The following is a 15,963-nucleotide window of genomic DNA, read 5'->3' on the forward strand; positions in this document are numbered from 1 at the left end:
GGTTTAGCGTCGATGTCAGGCCGGAAAGAGGCCCGGCGCGACACCCTTGAACCGCATCTCGATCTCGAACAGGGCGCCATCATAGTCGGACGGAGGCAGGCCGGTCGCCGCAGAGGTGACGAACATTCGGTCGAGCCGCTCACCGGCAAAGGCGATATTGGTGATCTGGGAGGCGGGTAGCGCAGTGCTGTGATCCAGCGTGCCATCCGGCCAAAAGCGGCTCACCCGGCCGGCCCCCCAATGCGCGACCCACAGCCCGTCTTCTGCATCGACGGTCATGCCGTCCGGCCCGCCATCTCCCTCGCCGAAGCGGATGAAGATCTCGCGGTCGGCAATGCCGCCATCGGGCGTGCGCGCGAACCGGTAGATGAGGCCGCGCATCGTGTCCGTATGGTAGAGCCAGCGGCCGCAGGTCGAGAAGGCGGGGCCGTTGGTGACGGTGTAGCCGCTGTCCATCGGCGTCCAGCGACCGTCGGGCGTGAACCGGTAGAGCGTGCCGCTTTCACCCTCGATCCGGCTGTGCATGGTGCCGCACCAGATCGTCCCGCCGGCATCGGCCTTGCCGTCGTTCATGCGATTGTCCGGCAGATGCGGCTCGGGGTTGCCGATCGGCTCGATGATCAGCGGACCGAGCGAGAGCCGCGCAAAGCCGCTCGCGAAACCGGCAATGAAACCGCCCTGATCGCGCTCCACCACCCAGCCCAGCCGCTCGGGCATCGCCCAGCGGTCGACCGTGCCATCGGCGAGCGAGAGCCGGTTGAGCGCCGGCGCGAGAATGTCCGTCCAGTAGAGCGCGTTGTCGCGCGCGCTCCACAGCGTTCCCTCGCCAAGCTCGTCGCGCACGTCGCGCTCGACGATCCGCCAGCCCGTCATCTTGCTGCCCTTTCGGCCTTAGTGATTGTCGCGCGGCAGGCCCCGGGTTTGCGCGATGCGCTGGAACTGCTCGCTGCCTTCCAGAATCGCGCCCTTGTCCAGCTGCCCGACAAGCGAACGCTGGATCTCCTGCCAGGGGGTCTGGGACGCGGGATAGGCATAGCCACCCTTGGCCATCAGGGCTTCACGCCGCTCGGCAAGCTCAGTGTCGGAGATCAGCACATCCACCGTGCAGGCATTCAGGTCCATGCGCACCCGGTCGCCGTCGCGCAGCAGGGCGAGTCCGCCCATAGCCGCCGCTTCCGGGCTGGCATTGAGGATCGACGGGCTGGCGCTGGTGCCGGACTGGCGCCCGTCGCCGATGCAGGGGAGGGCACTGATCCCTTCCGTGATGAGATAGGCCGGTGGCCGCATGTTCACCACCTCCGCCGCGCCGGGATAGCCGATGGGACCGGCGCCGCGCATGAAGAGCAGGGTGTTCTCGGTGATGCCGGTGGTCGGATCATCGATGCGCTTGTGATAATCCTCCGGGCCGTCGAACACGATGGCGGGGCCTTCGAACACGCCCGGCGCGTCCGGGTTGGAGAGGTAGCGGTCGCGGAATTCCTGGCTGATCACGCTGGTCTTCATGATGGCGGCATCGAACAGATTGCCGCTCATCACCAGGAAGCCGGCGTCCTCGACCAGCGGCTGCTCGAACGGATGGATCACCCGCTCGTCCATGATCCGCGCATCCCGGCAATTGTCGCCCATGCTGGCGCCGTTCACGGTCAGCGCGCCTTCGCGGATCAGGCCGTGGCGGATGAGCTGCGCGACCACGGCGGGCACGCCGCCAGCGCGATAATAATCCTCGCCCAGATACTCGCCGGCTGGCTGGAGGTTGACCAGCAGCGGCACCTTGTGGCCGAGCCGCTCCCAATCCTTGAGCGGCAGATCGACGCCGATATGGCGCGCAATCGCCGCGAGGTGGATGGGCGCATTGGTCGAGCCGCCGATGGCCGAATTCACCACGATGGCATTGTGGAAGGCGTCGAGCGTCAGAATGTCGGACGGCTTGAGGTCTTCCGCCACCATCTCGACAATGCGCTTGCCGGTGCGCCAAGCCACTTCCTGCCGGTCGCGATAGGGCGCCGGAATGGCGGCGGAGCCGGGCAGCATCATGCCCAGCGCCTCGGCCAGGCTGTTCATGGTCGTCGCCGTGCCCATGGTGTTGCAATAGCCGGTCGAGGGGGCCGAGGAGGCGACGAGCCTGATGAAGCCCTCATCGTCGATTTCGCCGGCGGCGAGCATCTGCCGCGCTTTCCACACGATGGTGCCGGATCCGGTGCGCTCGCCCTCATGCCAGCCATTGAGCATCGGGCCCACGGAGAGCGCAATCGCGGGAATGTTCACCGTGGCGGCGGCCATCAGCGCGGCGGGCGTGGTCTTGTCACAGCCGGTGGTCAGCACCACGCCATCGAACGGGTAGCCATAGAGCGCTTCGACCAGCCCGAGATAGGCGAGGTTGCGGTCCAGCCCGGCTGTCGGTCGCTTGCCCGTCTCCTGAATGGGGTGGACGGGGAATTCGATGGCGATGCCGCCGGCCTCGCGAATGCCCTCGCGCACCCGCTCGGCCAGCACGAGATGGTGGCGGTTACAGGGCGAGAGGTCGCTGCCGGTCTGGGCGATGCCGATGATCGGCTTGCCCGAGCGCAGTTCCTCGAGGCTGAGGCCAAAGTTCAGGTAACGCTCCAGATAGAGCGCCGTCATGTCGATATTGTCGTCATTGTCGAACCATGCGCGCGAGCGCAGGCGCGAGCCCTTTGGGTCTGTCATTTGTGGTGTGTGCCCTGCTGGATTGAAACGCGGTAGATCATGGCATGCCGATAGGGCTTGCCGGGATCGACGCGGGCGGAAATGAAATCGGGATGGTTCGGCGCATCCGGGAATTTCTGCGGTTCGAGCGCGATGCCATCCCCCATGCGGTACAGGCGGCTGCTCTTGCCGGGGACCGTGCCATCCAGAAAATTGCCGGCATAGAATTGCACGCCCGGCTCGGTCGTCAGCACTTCGAGCACGCGGCCGGAGGCGGGGTCTTCAAGCCGGGCGGCCAGTTCGGGCTTGGCTGTCACGCCCTTGTCGAGCGCGAAATTATGATCATAGCCCCGGCCTGCGCGGATCTGATCGTCCCGGCCATCGCGAATGTCCTGCGCGATGCGGCGGGGCTTACGAAAATCGAAAGGCGTGCCGGCCACCGGGCGCAACTCGCCGGTCGGGATCAGCTTGGCATCAACGGGCGTGAAGGCCTTGGCGGGTATGGTCAGCAACTGGTCGAGCGCGCCGCCGGGTGACTCCTCGCCGGCCATGTTGAACAGCGCATGGTTGGTCATGTTCACGATGGTCGGCTTGTCCGTCCTGGCCTCGAAGGCAATGCCGAGCGCGCCGCTCTCATCCAGCGTGTAAGTGGTGGTAACGTCCAGCTTGCCGGGGTAGCCGGCATCGCCATCCGGGCTGACATGGGCGAGCACGACGCGCGCGGTCGGGCCGCTCTCCACCGAGACGACCTTCCACACGGCGCGATCGAAGCCCTTGCCGCCGCCATGCAGCGAATTGGTCCCGTCATTTTGCGTCAGCTGGTAGGTCTTGCCATCCAGCGCGAACCGGCCATTGGCGATGCGGTTGGCGAACCGCCCGACGGTAACGCCGAGATAATTGGGATGGGCCTCATATTGGGCCGCACTGTCGAACCCGAGCACGACATCGGCGCGCTTGCCGTCGCGCCCGGGGACGAGCAGCGACTGCAGCGTGGCGCCATAAGTGATGATCTTTGCTTCCACGCCTTGCGCGTTCTTGAGCGTGATCGCCTCAATGGCGGTGCCATCGGCGAGGGTGCCGGCAGCTGCGCGGTGCGCCTCGGCGGCCTGAACCACGGAAACCGGCATCGCCATCGCCAGCGTTCCGGAGATGATCGCTATCCAATATGCACTTCGCATCCCTGCCCCAATCCTTTTGTCTCTGTCCGCGCTGTGCGGGTTTATAGTCAGACAAATGACATTGACGCAAGCCGCCATTCCGGCGAAAACGCCCCGGCAAAATTGATGAGGGGATGGAGCCGATGGCCGGACCGGCAGGGGTTGCAAATGGGGTGAGCAGGAACAGCGGCGGGGTCAATTACACCCCGGCCCTGGTGTTGCTGGCCAGCCTGTTTTTCATGTGGGGTTTCATCACCGTCATCAACAACACGCTGCTGCCGCATCTGCGCAGCGTGTTCGATCTCAATTATACGCAGACGACGCTGATCGAATCGGTCTGGTTCATCGCCTATTTCGTCGCGTCGATCCCATCTGCCTGGCTGATCAAGCGGATCGGTTATCAGAAGTCGCTGGTCGTCGGCCTGCTGGTGATGGCGGCGGGGTCGCTGGGCATGATGCTTGCCGCCAGCCTGCCGTCTTATGGCGTCACCCTCGTCATGCTCTTCGTGATCGCGAGCGGCATCACGCTGCTGCAGGTGGCTGCCAATCCCTATGTCGCCGTGGTCGGCTCGCCGGAAACGGCGTCCTCGCGCCTCAATCTCGTGCAGGCCATGAACTCGGCGGGCACCATGTTCGCGCCCTTGTTCGGCGCCTATCTGATCCTCGGTCGCTCCAAGGGCGGCACGGCGGAAGCGGGCGTTGTGCTCACCCAGGCGGAGCGCCTTGCCGATGCGCAATCGGTGATCCTACCTTATGGCCTCGTCGCGGTCGTGCTGATCGTGCTCGCCATAGTCATTGCGCGCTTTCCGTTGCCCGCCATGGGGTCGGCCGCCAATCGTGCGAGCAAGGAGGAGCGCCGCAACCACTCGCTCTGGCGGCACCGCAATCTCGTGTTCGGCGTGCCGGCGATCTTCATCTACCTGATTGCCGAGATCGGCGTCGCCAATCTGTTCGTGAACTTCGTCAGTCAGCCGCACATCGCCAACCTCACCCATGAGCAGGCCGGTCGCTACCTCACCTTCCTGTGGGGCGGGATGATGGTCGGCCGCTTCGTCGGTTCGGCGATCATGCAGAAGATTCCGGCGGAGACGATGCTGGCGGCCTTCTCCATCGGTGCGTTCGTCGTGATGCTCGTCACGGTCTTCACCACCGGCCCGGCGGCGATGTGGGCCTTGATCCTCGTGGGCTTCTTCCACTCGATCATGTTCCCGACCATCTTCACGCTCGGCATCAAGGGGCTAGGGCCGCTGACCGAGGAAGGCTCGGGGCTGCTGATCATGGCGATTGCCGGCGGCGCGCTGGTCATCGTGCAGGGCTGGCTGGCGGACAGCTACGGCCTTCAGATGTCGTTCCTGCTGACGGCGGCGTGCGAACTCTACGTGCTGTTCTATGCGTTGTGGGGTGCGAAGCCGACCAACGCCTTGCCCGAGCCACAGCCGATCGAGGAATAACTCTGACTAAATTGCTTTGATTTATCCAGCGGTAGGGGCGAGCGCTTTCATGCGCTCGACCTTGCCGAACAGGAAGAGCAGGCTGAAGGCGGCCGTGAAGCCGCAGCCGGCGAGGAAGATCAGCACCAGCTCGAAAGATTGCGTCTGCTGCAGGATGAAGCCGATCACGATCGGCGTCACGATGGATGACATGTTGCCGAACATGTTGAAGATGCCGCCGCTCAAGCCCGCCGCACCAGGTGGCGCGATATCGGACATGACGGCCCACCCCAGCGCGCCGAAGCCCTTGCCGAAAAAGGCCAGGCTCATGAAGATCATGATCATTGTCTGCGCGCTGGTGTAATTGCAGCCGAGAATGGCGAGTGAGCCCATCATGCCGGTGACGATGGGGAGTTTGCGGGCCAGCGTGAGGCTATGCCCGCGCTTGAGCAGCCAGTCGGACCACAGGCCGCCCAGCAAGCCGCCAAGAAAGCCGCAGATCGACGGAATGGCGGTCATCAGCCCGGTCTCGATGATCGAGAGGCCACGCTCCTGCACGAGATAGACTGGGAACCAGGTGATGAAGAAATAGGTGAGGGCGTTCACGCAGAACTGGTGGAGATAGAGTCCCCAGAGCGACGGGGCGAGAATGAGGGCCCGCACGTGCCGCGCCGTCTCGCCATTTGGCCGCCCGGCTGGCTCGGCCTTTTCGATCAAGGCGCCGCCATCGACGATCAGTGCGAGCTCTGCGGGCTGGATGCGCGGGTGACGATGCGGCTCGTGAACCGTGCGCGCCCAGGCCATGGCCGCAACCAGCCCGACCCCGCCCATGAACAGGAAGACCTCCGGCCAGCCGATGACCCCGATGATCCAGGCCATGATGGGCGCGAACAGGATCGTCGCGCAATATTGCGCGGAGGTGAAAATGGCGGTGGCGCGGCCGCGTTCGCTGGCCGGGAACCAGCTCGCGACGATCCGCGCATTACCGGGGAAGGATGGGGCTTCGGCCAAGCCGACGAGAAGCCGGAGCAGGAAGAGCGTCGTGATCGCGGCGGCGCCTGAGAGAAATACCACCAGCCCTTGCGCGGCCGTGAATAGCGACCATCCGACAATGGCGACGAGATAAACGCGCCGAACGCCAAACCGGTCGAGCAACCATCCGCCCGGCAGCTGCGCCGCGACATAGGACCAGCCAAAGGCCGAGAAGACGATGCCGAGTTGCAGCGGATCGATATCGAGATCGCGCGTCATCAAAGGCGCCGCCAGCGAGAGGATCGCCCGGTCCGCATAATTGATGACGGTGACGCCAAACAGCACTGCGAGGACGCCCCAGCGAAGCCGGCCTGCCAACAGCCTCGTGGTTTGACTCATCGCGCCTCTCCCTGCCGGCGCTGCATGTCCGCCCCTTCGGAGGCGGATACTGTCTGACAAAACAGAGCGGCGAGGCGGGGTAAAGCGGATCGCCGACGCAGGCAAGGCTCTCATTCCGGACATTTCTGTACCCGGCTGTTCAAACGCTGGCCGTTAAATGTCCTGCTATTGCGCTGGCGCCGTGCCGGGCATTAGCTCGGGCAGCGCACGCGCTTGACGGACCCGATGGTCAACACGTCGCCCCCGCCGGAGAGAGTCAGCGCGGCCGTATCCGTCCAGCTTTCGCCCTCGCCCGAGTAAGTGGCGGTGACGCTCAGGCGATTGGGCGAGAGCGGGCGGGCTTGCGTCACCTTGCCCACGCTCTCGTAGAATGTGATGTCGTCCGCGCCCACCGCTAGCCGCATATTGTCGCCGGGCTTGCCGCATGCCGCGGTGCTGGACGACCAGTTGCCCCGGAAGGCCTGCGGAATGGCGCCGGCGCCTGTCTCGCCGCCCGGCGGGATGATCTTCACCGTGCCGCGCGGCGAGAGGTCCGATTCCGTGATCAGCCAGGCCATCTGGCCGCTCTCGCCTTTCTGCCCGCCGGGGTTGCGCACCAATGTCATTGTTCCGATCATGTTGAATGGGCGACCATCCTCGCGCATGCGGCCATACATCTGCACCGGCACCTTCACGCGCTGATTGCCGGTCGACTGCGGACGGCCGACCAGAACCTGCACATCGCTGTAGCGGTTATAGGCGCTCGAAAACTGCGCCTCCGTCATGCCGCTGCCGCGCCCGGAATCGGCGTAGAGCCGGTAGGCATCGCCAAAGCGGCCCTGCGCCAGCGCGAGGCCCCAAAGCTGGATGGTCGCGCCGGAAGCCTCGACGCTGGTCGGCACGCGCGCGGCCGCCTCGTTGAGCGGGGTGCGGTCATCGGGCAGGCCGCCCTGCTCGCCAGGGGCAGGGGGAACGAGCGTGCCGAGAAATTCCGGCTGTACCGAAGTAGTCCCGCTATCATTGGCATTGAGCGCGTTATCGAGGGCTTCGTCCGCCTGCGCCGCGTTCATGCCATTGGCCTGATTGTCCGCATCGGGCGACACCTGGCATCCCGCAAGGATGAAGGTGAGCACGGCAATCGAGGAAATCTGGCTCAGTCGGTTCATGCTCGTCTCCCTGTTGGGCATCGCTCGCGGTTCCCTTCGGCTGAAAGGGCAAACGCTCCGCCATGCGTCGGGTTGCCGCCATTTGCGCGACTCTCTCCCCATGCTATGGGGAGTGCCCTCCGCCGGACAGGACGACTCTTACCATGAATGATCTCACGCAGACGCCTGAAATGCTCATTGCCCAGATGGGTGCGCGTGCTCGCCGCGCCGCTGCGGACATGGCGCAGGCGCCGAGCGAGCTGAAGGCGCAGGCGCTGGTTGCCGCGGCGCGCTCGCTGCGGGAGGCAATGCCGAAGATCATTCGCGCCAATCGCACCGATATGGAGCGCGGCGCCGCCAATGGCCTCTCCTCCGCCATGCTGGACCGACTGCGGCTGGACGAGGCGCGGATCAATGGCATTGCGGACGCTGTTGAGCAGGTAGCCAATCTTGCCGATCCGGTGGGGCAGGTCATCGATGAATCCGAGCGGCCCAATGGCCTGCGCCTCAGCCGTGTACGGGTACCGCTCGGCGTCATCGGCATCATCTATGAGAGTCGCCCCAATGTCACCGCTGATGCGGCTGCGCTGGGCCTGCGTTCCGGCAATGCGGTGATCCTGCGGGGCGGATCGGAAGCGGTAGAGAGCAACCGGGCGATCCACGCTGCCATGGTACGCGGCATTACCGAGGCCGGCCTGCCCGCCGATGCCGTGCAATATGTTCCCAGCACCGATCGTGCGCTGGTGGGCGCGATGCTGCGCGCGGTGGGGCTGATCGACATCATCGTGCCGCGCGGGGGCAAGAGCCTCGTCGCGCGCGTTCAGGACGAGGCGCGGGTGCCCGTGCTCGCCCATCTCGATGGCATCTGCCACACCTATGTCCATGCCGCCGCCGACCCCAAAATGGCCCGCGAGATCGTGGTCAATGCCAAGATGCGGCGCACCGGCATCTGCGGCGCCACAGAGACGCTGCTGATCGACAAGGGCTATGCCGAGCCGCAAGCGCTGGTGGCGGCGCTGCTGGATGCGCAATGTGAGGTGCGCGGTGACAAGGCCGTCACCAAGCTCGACCCCCGCATCGAGCCGGCGCAGGATGGCGACTGGAACACCGAGTATCTCGATTCCATCATCGCGGCGCGCTTCGTGGATGGCGTGGATGAGGCGCTCGATCACATCGCCGTGCATGGCAGTCACCATACCGACGCGATCATCACGCAGGACGCGGCGATTGCCGAGCAGTTCCTTGCCCGCTGCGACAGCGCGATCTGCATGTGGAACGCCTCCACACAATTTGCCGATGGCGGCGAATTCGGCCTCGGCGCGGAGATCGGTATCTCGACGGGGCGGATGCACGCACGCGGGCCGGTGGCGCTGGAAGGGCTGACGACGTACAAATGGGTCGTGCGCGGCACCGGTCAGGTCCGACCCTGATCATGCGCATCGGTAGAAGCATCGCGCCGCATATGGCGGCTTCCCTCGTTATTATCGCGCTGGCTGGCTGTCAGGTTGTGCCGGAAACGGGCGGCCGGCAGCCCTCGCCTGCGCCCACGCCTGCGCCAACTGCTCCGGCTCCCGCGCCCGTCCCTGCCCCGTCGCAGTCGAGCGATGCCTGGGAAGTGGCGCCGGTGACGTCCGGTAGCTGGGGTTATGAAAGCCGCACTGGCGAGAGTGTCGCCAGCTTCGGCGCCTCGCCTGTCGCGCCGCTGGTGATCCTGCGCTGTCAGAAGAGCAGCCGGCAAGTGTCGATGACGCTGGCGGGGAGCGCCAGTCCGCGCGTCACCCTGCGCACCAGCAAGGGCGTGCTCGACTGGAGCGGGGCCACACAACCGATGGCCGGCACCAGCGCGCTGGTCATCACGCGCCCCGCCAGCGATCCCGGGCTGGACTGGATGGCCTTTTCGCGCGGTCGCGTGTCCATCGAGCCCGCAGGCGGGCAACGGATCATTCTGCCGGTGGTCTCGGAAATCGGGCGCGTCGTAGAGGACTGCCGGAGCTAGGCCCTTCCGGCTGCGTCGCCCTAAAATCGGCGAGCGCATGATTATGATTCGAAAAAAGATAATTACAAGTCTTGTTCGCAGGCGCGGAATGACTCACATCTAAGCCATCGCAGGGACGCACGGCTTCCAGCCAACCCGGCGAGAGAGTTTCAACGCAAGCGAAAGGAGGTGATCCGATGTCTCATGGTTCAGCAATGGGGTCGGTCAAGTCCGTTCGGGGAGCCTGCCGCTAAGGCATTGGTGGCGGGTCGCGCGAGGGTCTCCTGAGGGAAACCGGACCGCGGCGTAAATCCCCGGGTGGCGGCACTTCCGGCCGCTGACCATGCTGATGGGCCGCTCGGCACCTCCGATGGGAGGTTCCGGCGGCCCCTCTCATTTGGGCTTATGTCTCTTTGGTCGCGAGGGTGGCGAGCACGGCTTGCCGATCGTCGGGCGATTATCCCAGCATGATCCGATAGCGCGCCGCGCTGCCGCCACCGTCACCGGCGTCCTTCTCGATATGGTCGACCAGAATCCCGCCACATCGCTCGATTGTCCGGCGCGCCGCGTCGTTGTCGATGTTCGTCGTCAGGTCGACATGGGGGAGGCCGCGTCCGCGTGCCTCAGGGAGCAACGCGCCCAGCGCCTGCGCCGCATAGCCGTGCCCGCGCTTCCAAGGCACGACGGAAAAGCCGATATGGCCGGGGCAATAATCCGGTATCGCAGCCGTGCCCTCCTGCCAGCGCAGGCTGATGCTGCCGCAGAACTCGCCATCCCACATCCAGCGGCGATAGCCCGGTAGACGTGGCCGGGGCGTCCCGTCCCTCATCAGCACCGGCGGCCCCTTGGCCTTGGGATCATCCAGTGACAGCAGAAAGGCCATGGCGTCGCGGTCGATCCGGTCCAGCTCGCGCTGGGTCGCCAGATTGCCCAGCACCGTATCCGGCGACCAGCCCGCTTCCAGCGCCGCACGATAGGCAGGCAGGTAGATGGGCGCCGGCATGACGAGGCGAAACGGCTCGGGCATCGGGCTTAGTGCGACTGCCTGACCTCGGGCGCGGGAATGGCCGGCTTGCTCGGGCGCGGCCCTTCGCTCAGCTGCTCGCTCTCTACCTTGTGATACAGCACCTCATTGCGGATGTGTGTTACGCGTGAGCCCAGCCGGGTCTCGTAGAGAAAGATCGCGAATGCGGCTGCGATGGAGGTCATCGATCCCACGAACAGCAGCGAAATGACGGTGCCCAGATTCACCTCGATGAGGTTGGAGGCGAACAGCAGGATGACCACCGCGCTGATCGTCAATGCGGCGAGGACCGAGAGGAAGATCGCCGCATTCACCACCGTGATGCGCCGGTCGAGAATGCGGATCTCGTCGATCAGTCGATCATGTTCCGCGCCCGTCGTGCGCATCACCTGCGCTTCCACCGCCCGCGCCCGGTCGATGACGCGGGCGAGGCGGCTGGCGCAGACGTTGAGGAAGCCGCCGATGCCTGCGAGCAGGAACACCGGCGCCACCGCCAACTGGATCGTGTGCGCGACGAGGCTGACCTCGGGCGCTTCCAGCACCGGCACCGGCATCAGGCCGCGCCTTTGGTCACCGGTGTATTGACGCCCATGGACTGCAGATATTTCTTCACGTTCCGCGCTGCCTGACGCAGGCGCTGCTCGTTCTCGACCATGGCGATGCGCACGAAGCCTTCGCCATCCTCGCCATAGCCGACGCCCGGCGCGACCGCGACCTTGGCATGGGTGAGGAGCTGCTTGGAGAATTCCAGGCTGCCCATCTCCTTGAGGGCCGGGGGCAGGGGCGCCCAGGCGAACATGGATGCGCGCGGGGAAGGAATATCCCAGCCCGCCCGCGCAAAGCTCTCCACCATCACGTCGCGGCGCTTCTGGTACAGCTGGCGGTTCTTCTCGACGATATCCTGCGGGCCATTCAGCGCCGCGCAGGCCGCGGCCTGAATGGGCGTGAAGGCGCCGTAATCGAGATAGGACTTCACCCGCGTCATCGCCGCGATCAGCTTCTGGTTGCCAACCGCAAAGCCCATGCGCCAGCCGGCCATGGAGTAGGTCTTGGACATGGACGTGAACTCGATCGCGACGTCCTTGGCGCCCGGCACCTGCAGAATGGAAGGCGTCGGGTTGCCGTCGAAATAAAGTTCGGAATAGGCAAGGTCGGAGAGGATCCAGACCTGGTTCTCCTTCGCCCAGGCCACCAGCCGCTCGTAGAACGCCAGGTCGACCGTCTCCGCCGTCGGATTGCCGGGATAATTCACGACGAGGATGCTGGGACGCGGCACGGTGAAGTGCATCGCCCGCTCCAGCGCGCGGAAATAATTTTCGTCCGGCGTCGTCGGCACCGAGCGGATGGTCGCGCCGGCAATGATAAAGCCGAAGGTGTGGATCGGGTAGCTCGGATTGGGCGCCAGCACGACGTCGCCGGGCGCGGTGATCGCCGTGGCGAGGCTGGCAAGCCCTTCCTTGGAGCCCATCGTCACCACGACTTCGGTCTCCGGGTCCACCTCCACGCCGAAGCGGCGGGCATAATAATTCGCCTGCGCGCGGCGCAGACCGGGAATGCCCTTGGACTGCGAATAGCCATGCGCATCCGGCTTTTGCGCCACTTCGACCAGCTTCGCGATCACATGATCGGGCGGCGGCAGATCGGGATTGCCCATGCCGAGATCGATAATGTCCTCGCCCGCCGCACGCGCCGCTGCCCGCATCGCATTCACTTCGGCGATGACATAAGGCGGCAGTCGCTTGATGCGGTAGAATTCGTCGGACATTGGGATGTCGATCTCCATTTGGGTTGAAATGGCCGTGTCACACTGCAAGTGGTAAGGACCGGCCAATGCTGCATATAGCTTGCGCCAGCCAGTCGTGCCACCAAAACAACGGGCGGCGAGTCTGGAAAACAGACCGTCCGGACAATCGAGCGAGGCATCTCCCATGGATCAGGACCTGAAAGACGCGACCGGCCTTGCTCAGCTGCAGCACTGGACGCGGGTGGTGGGGCTTGCCCAGCAGGCGATATTGGAGCGCAGCGCCGAGCTGGCGGAGCAGGCGACGCGCTTTCCCGGGCATGAGGCGCGGCCCAATCTCGAGAAGATCGCGCGCATCCAGTCGCAGGCGGCGGAGCGCAGCATGGCGGTGTGGCAGCAGGTGCTGGCGCGGGCGATGGACGCCAACGGGGCAGGGCCGGACGGCGACGCGAAACCTGCGCCTGCCAGTCGCGATCGGCGCTTTGCCGATCCGAGCTGGCACGACAATCCGGTGTTTGACCTCATTCGCCAGATGTACCTGCTGGCCTCCGATTATTTCATGCAACTTGCCGACAGCGTCGATGGTCTCGATGTGCGGGATAAGGAGAAGCTGCGCTTCGTGACCGAGCGGTTTGTCGAGGCGGCCAGCCCGGCGAACTTCCTGTTCACCAACCCCGCCGCGCTCCAGCGGCTGATCGATACCAAGGGCGAGAGCTTGCTGACGGGGCTGGAGCATATGCTCGCCGACCTTGATCGCGGCCAACTCACCCACACGGACGGGTCGGCCTTCGAACTGGGGCGCAACATCGCCACCACGCCGGGCAAAGTGGTCTACGAGACACCGCTCTACCAGCTCATCCAGTATGAGCCGACCACGCCGCAGGTGATGAAGACGCCTCTGCTGATCTTCCCGCCGTGGATCAACCGCTTCTACATTCTGGACCTCAATCCGGAGAAGAGCTTCGTCAAATGGGCGGTGGATCAGGGGCTTACCGTGTTCATCGTCAGCTGGAAATCCGCCGATGCCAGCATGGCCGATTTTGACCTTAGCGATTACATGCTCAAGGGGCAGGTCGATGCGATCGACGTGGTGCGCGATCTGCTCGATGTGCCGAGCGTCCATACCATCGGCTATTGCGTGGCCGGAACCTTCCTTGCCGCGACGCTCGCATGGTTGGCCGCGCGAGGGAAGAGCGACAAGGTCGCCAGCGCGACCTTCTTCACCACCCAGGTCGATTTCTCCGAGGCCGGCGATCTCGCTCTTTTCGTCGACGACGAGCAACTGGCGTTGATCGATGGCTTCGTGAAGGATGGCTATCTGGATGGGCGCTATCTTGCGGCGACATTCAACCTGCTGCGCGGGCAGGATCTGATCTGGAACTATGTGGTCAACAACTACCTGCTGGGGAAGGATTATCCCCAGTTCGACCTGCTCTACTGGAACGGCGATACCACCAACCTGCCGGCGAAATGGCACCGCGCCTATCTCACCCAATTATATCGCGATAACCGGCTCGTCGTGCCAGGCGGTCTTGAGGTTGAAGGCACGCATATCGATCTGCGCAGGGTCGAGACGCCGTCCTACATTCAGGCCGGTATCGAGGATCATATCGCGCCGCCTTGCAGCGTCTGGAAGCTGATGGACCAGTTCTCCGGGCCGCGGCGGTTCGTGCTGGCGGGCTCTGGCCACATTGCCGGCGTGGTCAATCCACCAGCGGCAGGCAAATATCAATATTGGACCAGCGCCGCGCCGCAGCCGGACTTTGCCACCTTCCGCGCCGCAGCCAAGGAAACGAAGGGAAGCTGGTGGCCGGATTGGCAGGCGTGGCTGGCGGAGCTGTCGCCAGAAACGGTCAGTGCGAGCGGGGCGCGGAGGCCCGGAGAAGGCAAACTTCCCGCGATCGAGGATGCGCCCGGACGCTACGTCACGCAGCGTTGACCGGCGCTTTTGCGCGCGTGCGACGCTCATAAGGCAGTTTTGTTGCACTGCATCATTTTACTTGCAGATTCGATCCGATTCGCTTATGTTGCATCGCAGCAAAGTTCGAGGAGTGAGTCTGTTGGCAACCCCGCGCAAGTCCCGTTCGTCCAAAGCCGGTCCCCGGCCCGCGACGTCCGTTGCACGGAGTCCGGCCAAGAACGACGCTTCCAAGCCTGTGGCTAAGCCCACGGTTGAGAAGGTCGCGGCGGCCGCTCCGATGCCGGTCAAGGCGCCGGTAACACCGAAGGCACCACTCGCGCCCAAATCTGTCGCCGCGGCGGCTCCCAAAGCCACGCCTGCGACTTCGACAGTTGCGCGCAAGCCAGTCGATGTGCCGGCCGTCAGAACGCCGGTGGAATGGCCCGTCAGCGCTGCCCCCAAGGCTGAAGCCGTTGATGCCAGTCCGGCGCCCCTCTCACCTGTCTCGAACCCAGAATTGGCGGATGCATTCCCCCTTCCCGACACCGGGAAATCCGCCGCAGCGAAAGGCGAACCGACCATGACCGATATGATGGACACCGCGAAAACCTATGCCGAGGAGGCCAAGACCCGTATGCAGAGTGCCTTCACTGAAATGAATGAGAAGACCAAGGCGGCCATGGAGAAGTCCGGCCGGGCTTTCGAAGAGCTGGGCGAACTGACGCGCGGCAATCTCGAAGCGATGGTCGAATCCTCCAAGATCGCTGCCAAGGGCATGGAAACGCTGGGCCAGGACGCCGCCGAATTCGGCCGCAAGTCCTTCGAGAAGTCGAGCGCCACGATGAAGAGCTTTGCCTCGATCAAGTCGCCGGCCGAGTTCTTCCAGCTTCAGAGCGAGCTGCTCAGCCAGACGATGGACAGCTTCGCGTCCGAGGCTGCCAAGAACAGCGAAAAGATGCTCAAGCTGGTGAGCGACATTTCCCAGCCGATCAGCAACCGCGTGTCGGTTGTGACGGAAAAGGTGAAGTCGATCGCAGCCTGATCAGGCCGATCTAAATCAGAAAAGGCGGCTCGCTCCGGCGGGCCGCCTTTGCTTTTTTGGGCAGTCCGTCTCTGTGCCCTTGCAACCAAGGGGGGCGATGCCCTATTTTTGGGCCATGCAAGACAGAAGCGCGATCATGAATCAGCCGCTCATGGCTGGGCGGCCCGATGAGGAAGGGCCGGGCGATCCCGGTCTTGGCGTTGCCACCCGTACCCGCGCACGCACTCGCAAGCCCACGCCGTACAAGGTGTTGATGCTCAACGACGACTACACGCCGATGGAATTCGTCGTCGATGTGCTGCAGCGCTTCTTTCGCATGGACATCGAGCAGGCGACCCGCGTGATGCTCCACGTCCACCAGCGCGGTGTCGGTGTGTGCGGTGTGTTCAGCTATGAAGTGGCCGAAACCAAGGTCAATCAGGTGATGGATTACGCTCGCCAGAACCAGCATCCGCTCCAGTGCACGCTGGAGCATGCCTGACCGACTGACGGGGGCTGACTTGCGGCCCGCCAGCCCAATCCGTTCTTGACC

14 protein-coding genes are annotated in these 15,963 nt (G+C 64.5%); 6 read left to right on the forward strand and 8 right to left on the reverse strand.

From position 1 onward, the window contains the following. Nucleotides 1-15: 15 nt before the first annotated feature. From M2334_RS03900 to M2334_RS03910, 3 genes are read right to left on the reverse strand one after another with little or no spacing between them, the layout of a single operon-like run. Nucleotides 16-873, reverse strand: a complete 858-nt coding sequence (locus M2334_RS03900) for an SMP-30/gluconolactonase/LRE family protein (RefSeq protein ID WP_264604822.1) — start codon at nucleotides 871-873, stop codon at nucleotides 16-18. 18 nt (nucleotides 874-891) lie between these two features. Continuing rightward, nucleotides 892-2,688: an IlvD/Edd family dehydratase gene (locus M2334_RS03905; protein WP_264604823.1), complete on the reverse strand. Its 1,797-nt coding sequence runs from the start codon at nucleotides 2,686-2,688 to the stop codon at nucleotides 892-894. Then, a complete protein-coding gene (locus M2334_RS03910; RefSeq protein ID WP_264572300.1) occupies nucleotides 2,685-3,794 on the reverse strand; it encodes an aldose epimerase family protein in 1,110 nt (369 codons plus the stop codon). Before M2334_RS03910 ends, M2334_RS03905 begins: the two co-directional genes overlap by 4 nt. 173 nt (nucleotides 3,795-3,967) lie before the next feature. Between M2334_RS03910 and M2334_RS03915 the strand changes: the two genes are divergently transcribed. Then, nucleotides 3,968-5,275 carry a sugar MFS transporter gene (locus M2334_RS03915; protein ID WP_264604824.1) on the forward strand — a complete coding sequence of 436 codons (1,308 nt, stop codon included), beginning with the start codon at nucleotides 3,968-3,970 and terminating at the stop codon, nucleotides 5,273-5,275. A gap of 21 nt (nucleotides 5,276-5,296) precedes the next feature. Here M2334_RS03915 and M2334_RS03920 read toward each other — a convergent pair whose 3' ends face one another. Together M2334_RS03920 and M2334_RS03925 are read right to left on the reverse strand one after the other, a co-directional pair. Beyond that, nucleotides 5,297-6,625 carry an MFS transporter gene (locus tag M2334_RS03920; protein ID WP_264604825.1) on the reverse strand — a complete coding sequence of 443 codons (1,329 nt, stop codon included), beginning with the start codon at nucleotides 6,623-6,625 and terminating at the stop codon, nucleotides 5,297-5,299. Between the two features lie 191 nt (nucleotides 6,626-6,816). Next, complete coding sequence (locus tag M2334_RS03925; RefSeq protein WP_264593929.1) at nucleotides 6,817-7,770, reverse strand: hypothetical protein; 954 nt, start codon at nucleotides 7,768-7,770, stop codon at nucleotides 6,817-6,819. Nucleotides 7,771-7,913: 143 nt separating this feature from the next. Here M2334_RS03925 and M2334_RS03930 point away from each other — a divergent pair, with 143 nt between their 5' ends. Then, the gene (locus tag M2334_RS03930) at nucleotides 7,914-9,179 is read left to right on the forward strand and encodes a glutamate-5-semialdehyde dehydrogenase (protein WP_264577445.1); all 1,266 of its coding nucleotides are present in this window, start codon (nucleotides 7,914-7,916) and stop codon (nucleotides 9,177-9,179) included. Between the two features lie 32 nt (nucleotides 9,180-9,211). Beyond that, nucleotides 9,212-9,745: a hypothetical protein gene (locus tag M2334_RS03935; protein ID WP_264587783.1), complete on the forward strand. Its 534-nt coding sequence runs from the start codon at nucleotides 9,212-9,214 to the stop codon at nucleotides 9,743-9,745. Between the two features lie 436 nt (nucleotides 9,746-10,181). On the opposite strand, the gene M2334_RS03940 is transcribed toward M2334_RS03935, so the two are convergent. From M2334_RS03940 to M2334_RS03950, 3 genes are read right to left on the reverse strand one after another with little or no spacing between them, the layout of a single operon-like run. After that, the gene (locus M2334_RS03940) at nucleotides 10,182-10,751 is read right to left on the reverse strand and encodes a GNAT family N-acetyltransferase (protein ID WP_264593932.1); all 570 of its coding nucleotides are present in this window, start codon (nucleotides 10,749-10,751) and stop codon (nucleotides 10,182-10,184) included. Between the two features lie 5 nt (nucleotides 10,752-10,756). After that, a complete protein-coding gene (locus M2334_RS03945) occupies nucleotides 10,757-11,302 on the reverse strand; it encodes a DUF2721 domain-containing protein (RefSeq protein ID WP_181560524.1) in 546 nt (181 codons plus the stop codon). Further along, nucleotides 11,302-12,513, reverse strand: a complete 1,212-nt coding sequence (locus M2334_RS03950) for an LL-diaminopimelate aminotransferase (protein ID WP_264604826.1) — start codon at nucleotides 12,511-12,513, stop codon at nucleotides 11,302-11,304. Before M2334_RS03950 ends, M2334_RS03945 begins: the two co-directional genes overlap by 1 nt. Before the next feature lie 163 nt (nucleotides 12,514-12,676). Here M2334_RS03950 and M2334_RS03955 point away from each other — a divergent pair, with 163 nt between their 5' ends. The 3 genes from M2334_RS03955 to clpS all read left to right on the forward strand — a co-directional run bounded on the left by M2334_RS03955 (nucleotide 12,677) and on the right by clpS (nucleotide 15,912). Next, nucleotides 12,677-14,428 (forward strand): PHA/PHB synthase family protein, encoded by a 1,752-nt coding sequence (locus M2334_RS03955; protein WP_264604827.1) that lies wholly within the window; start codon nucleotides 12,677-12,679, stop codon nucleotides 14,426-14,428. A gap of 121 nt (nucleotides 14,429-14,549) precedes the next feature. Continuing rightward, nucleotides 14,550-15,431 (forward strand): phasin family protein, encoded by an 882-nt coding sequence (locus M2334_RS03960; RefSeq protein ID WP_264604828.1) that lies wholly within the window; start codon nucleotides 14,550-14,552, stop codon nucleotides 15,429-15,431. Between the two features lie 115 nt (nucleotides 15,432-15,546). Beyond that, nucleotides 15,547-15,912, forward strand: a complete 366-nt coding sequence (clpS, locus tag M2334_RS03965) for an ATP-dependent Clp protease adapter ClpS (protein WP_264588459.1) — start codon at nucleotides 15,547-15,549, stop codon at nucleotides 15,910-15,912. Nucleotides 15,913-15,963 lie beyond the last annotated feature (51 nt).

It is taken from the genome of Sphingobium sp. B11D3D (genome assembly GCF_025961755.1).
In the GTDB taxonomy this organism is placed as follows: domain Bacteria; phylum Pseudomonadota; class Alphaproteobacteria; order Sphingomonadales; family Sphingomonadaceae; genus Sphingobium.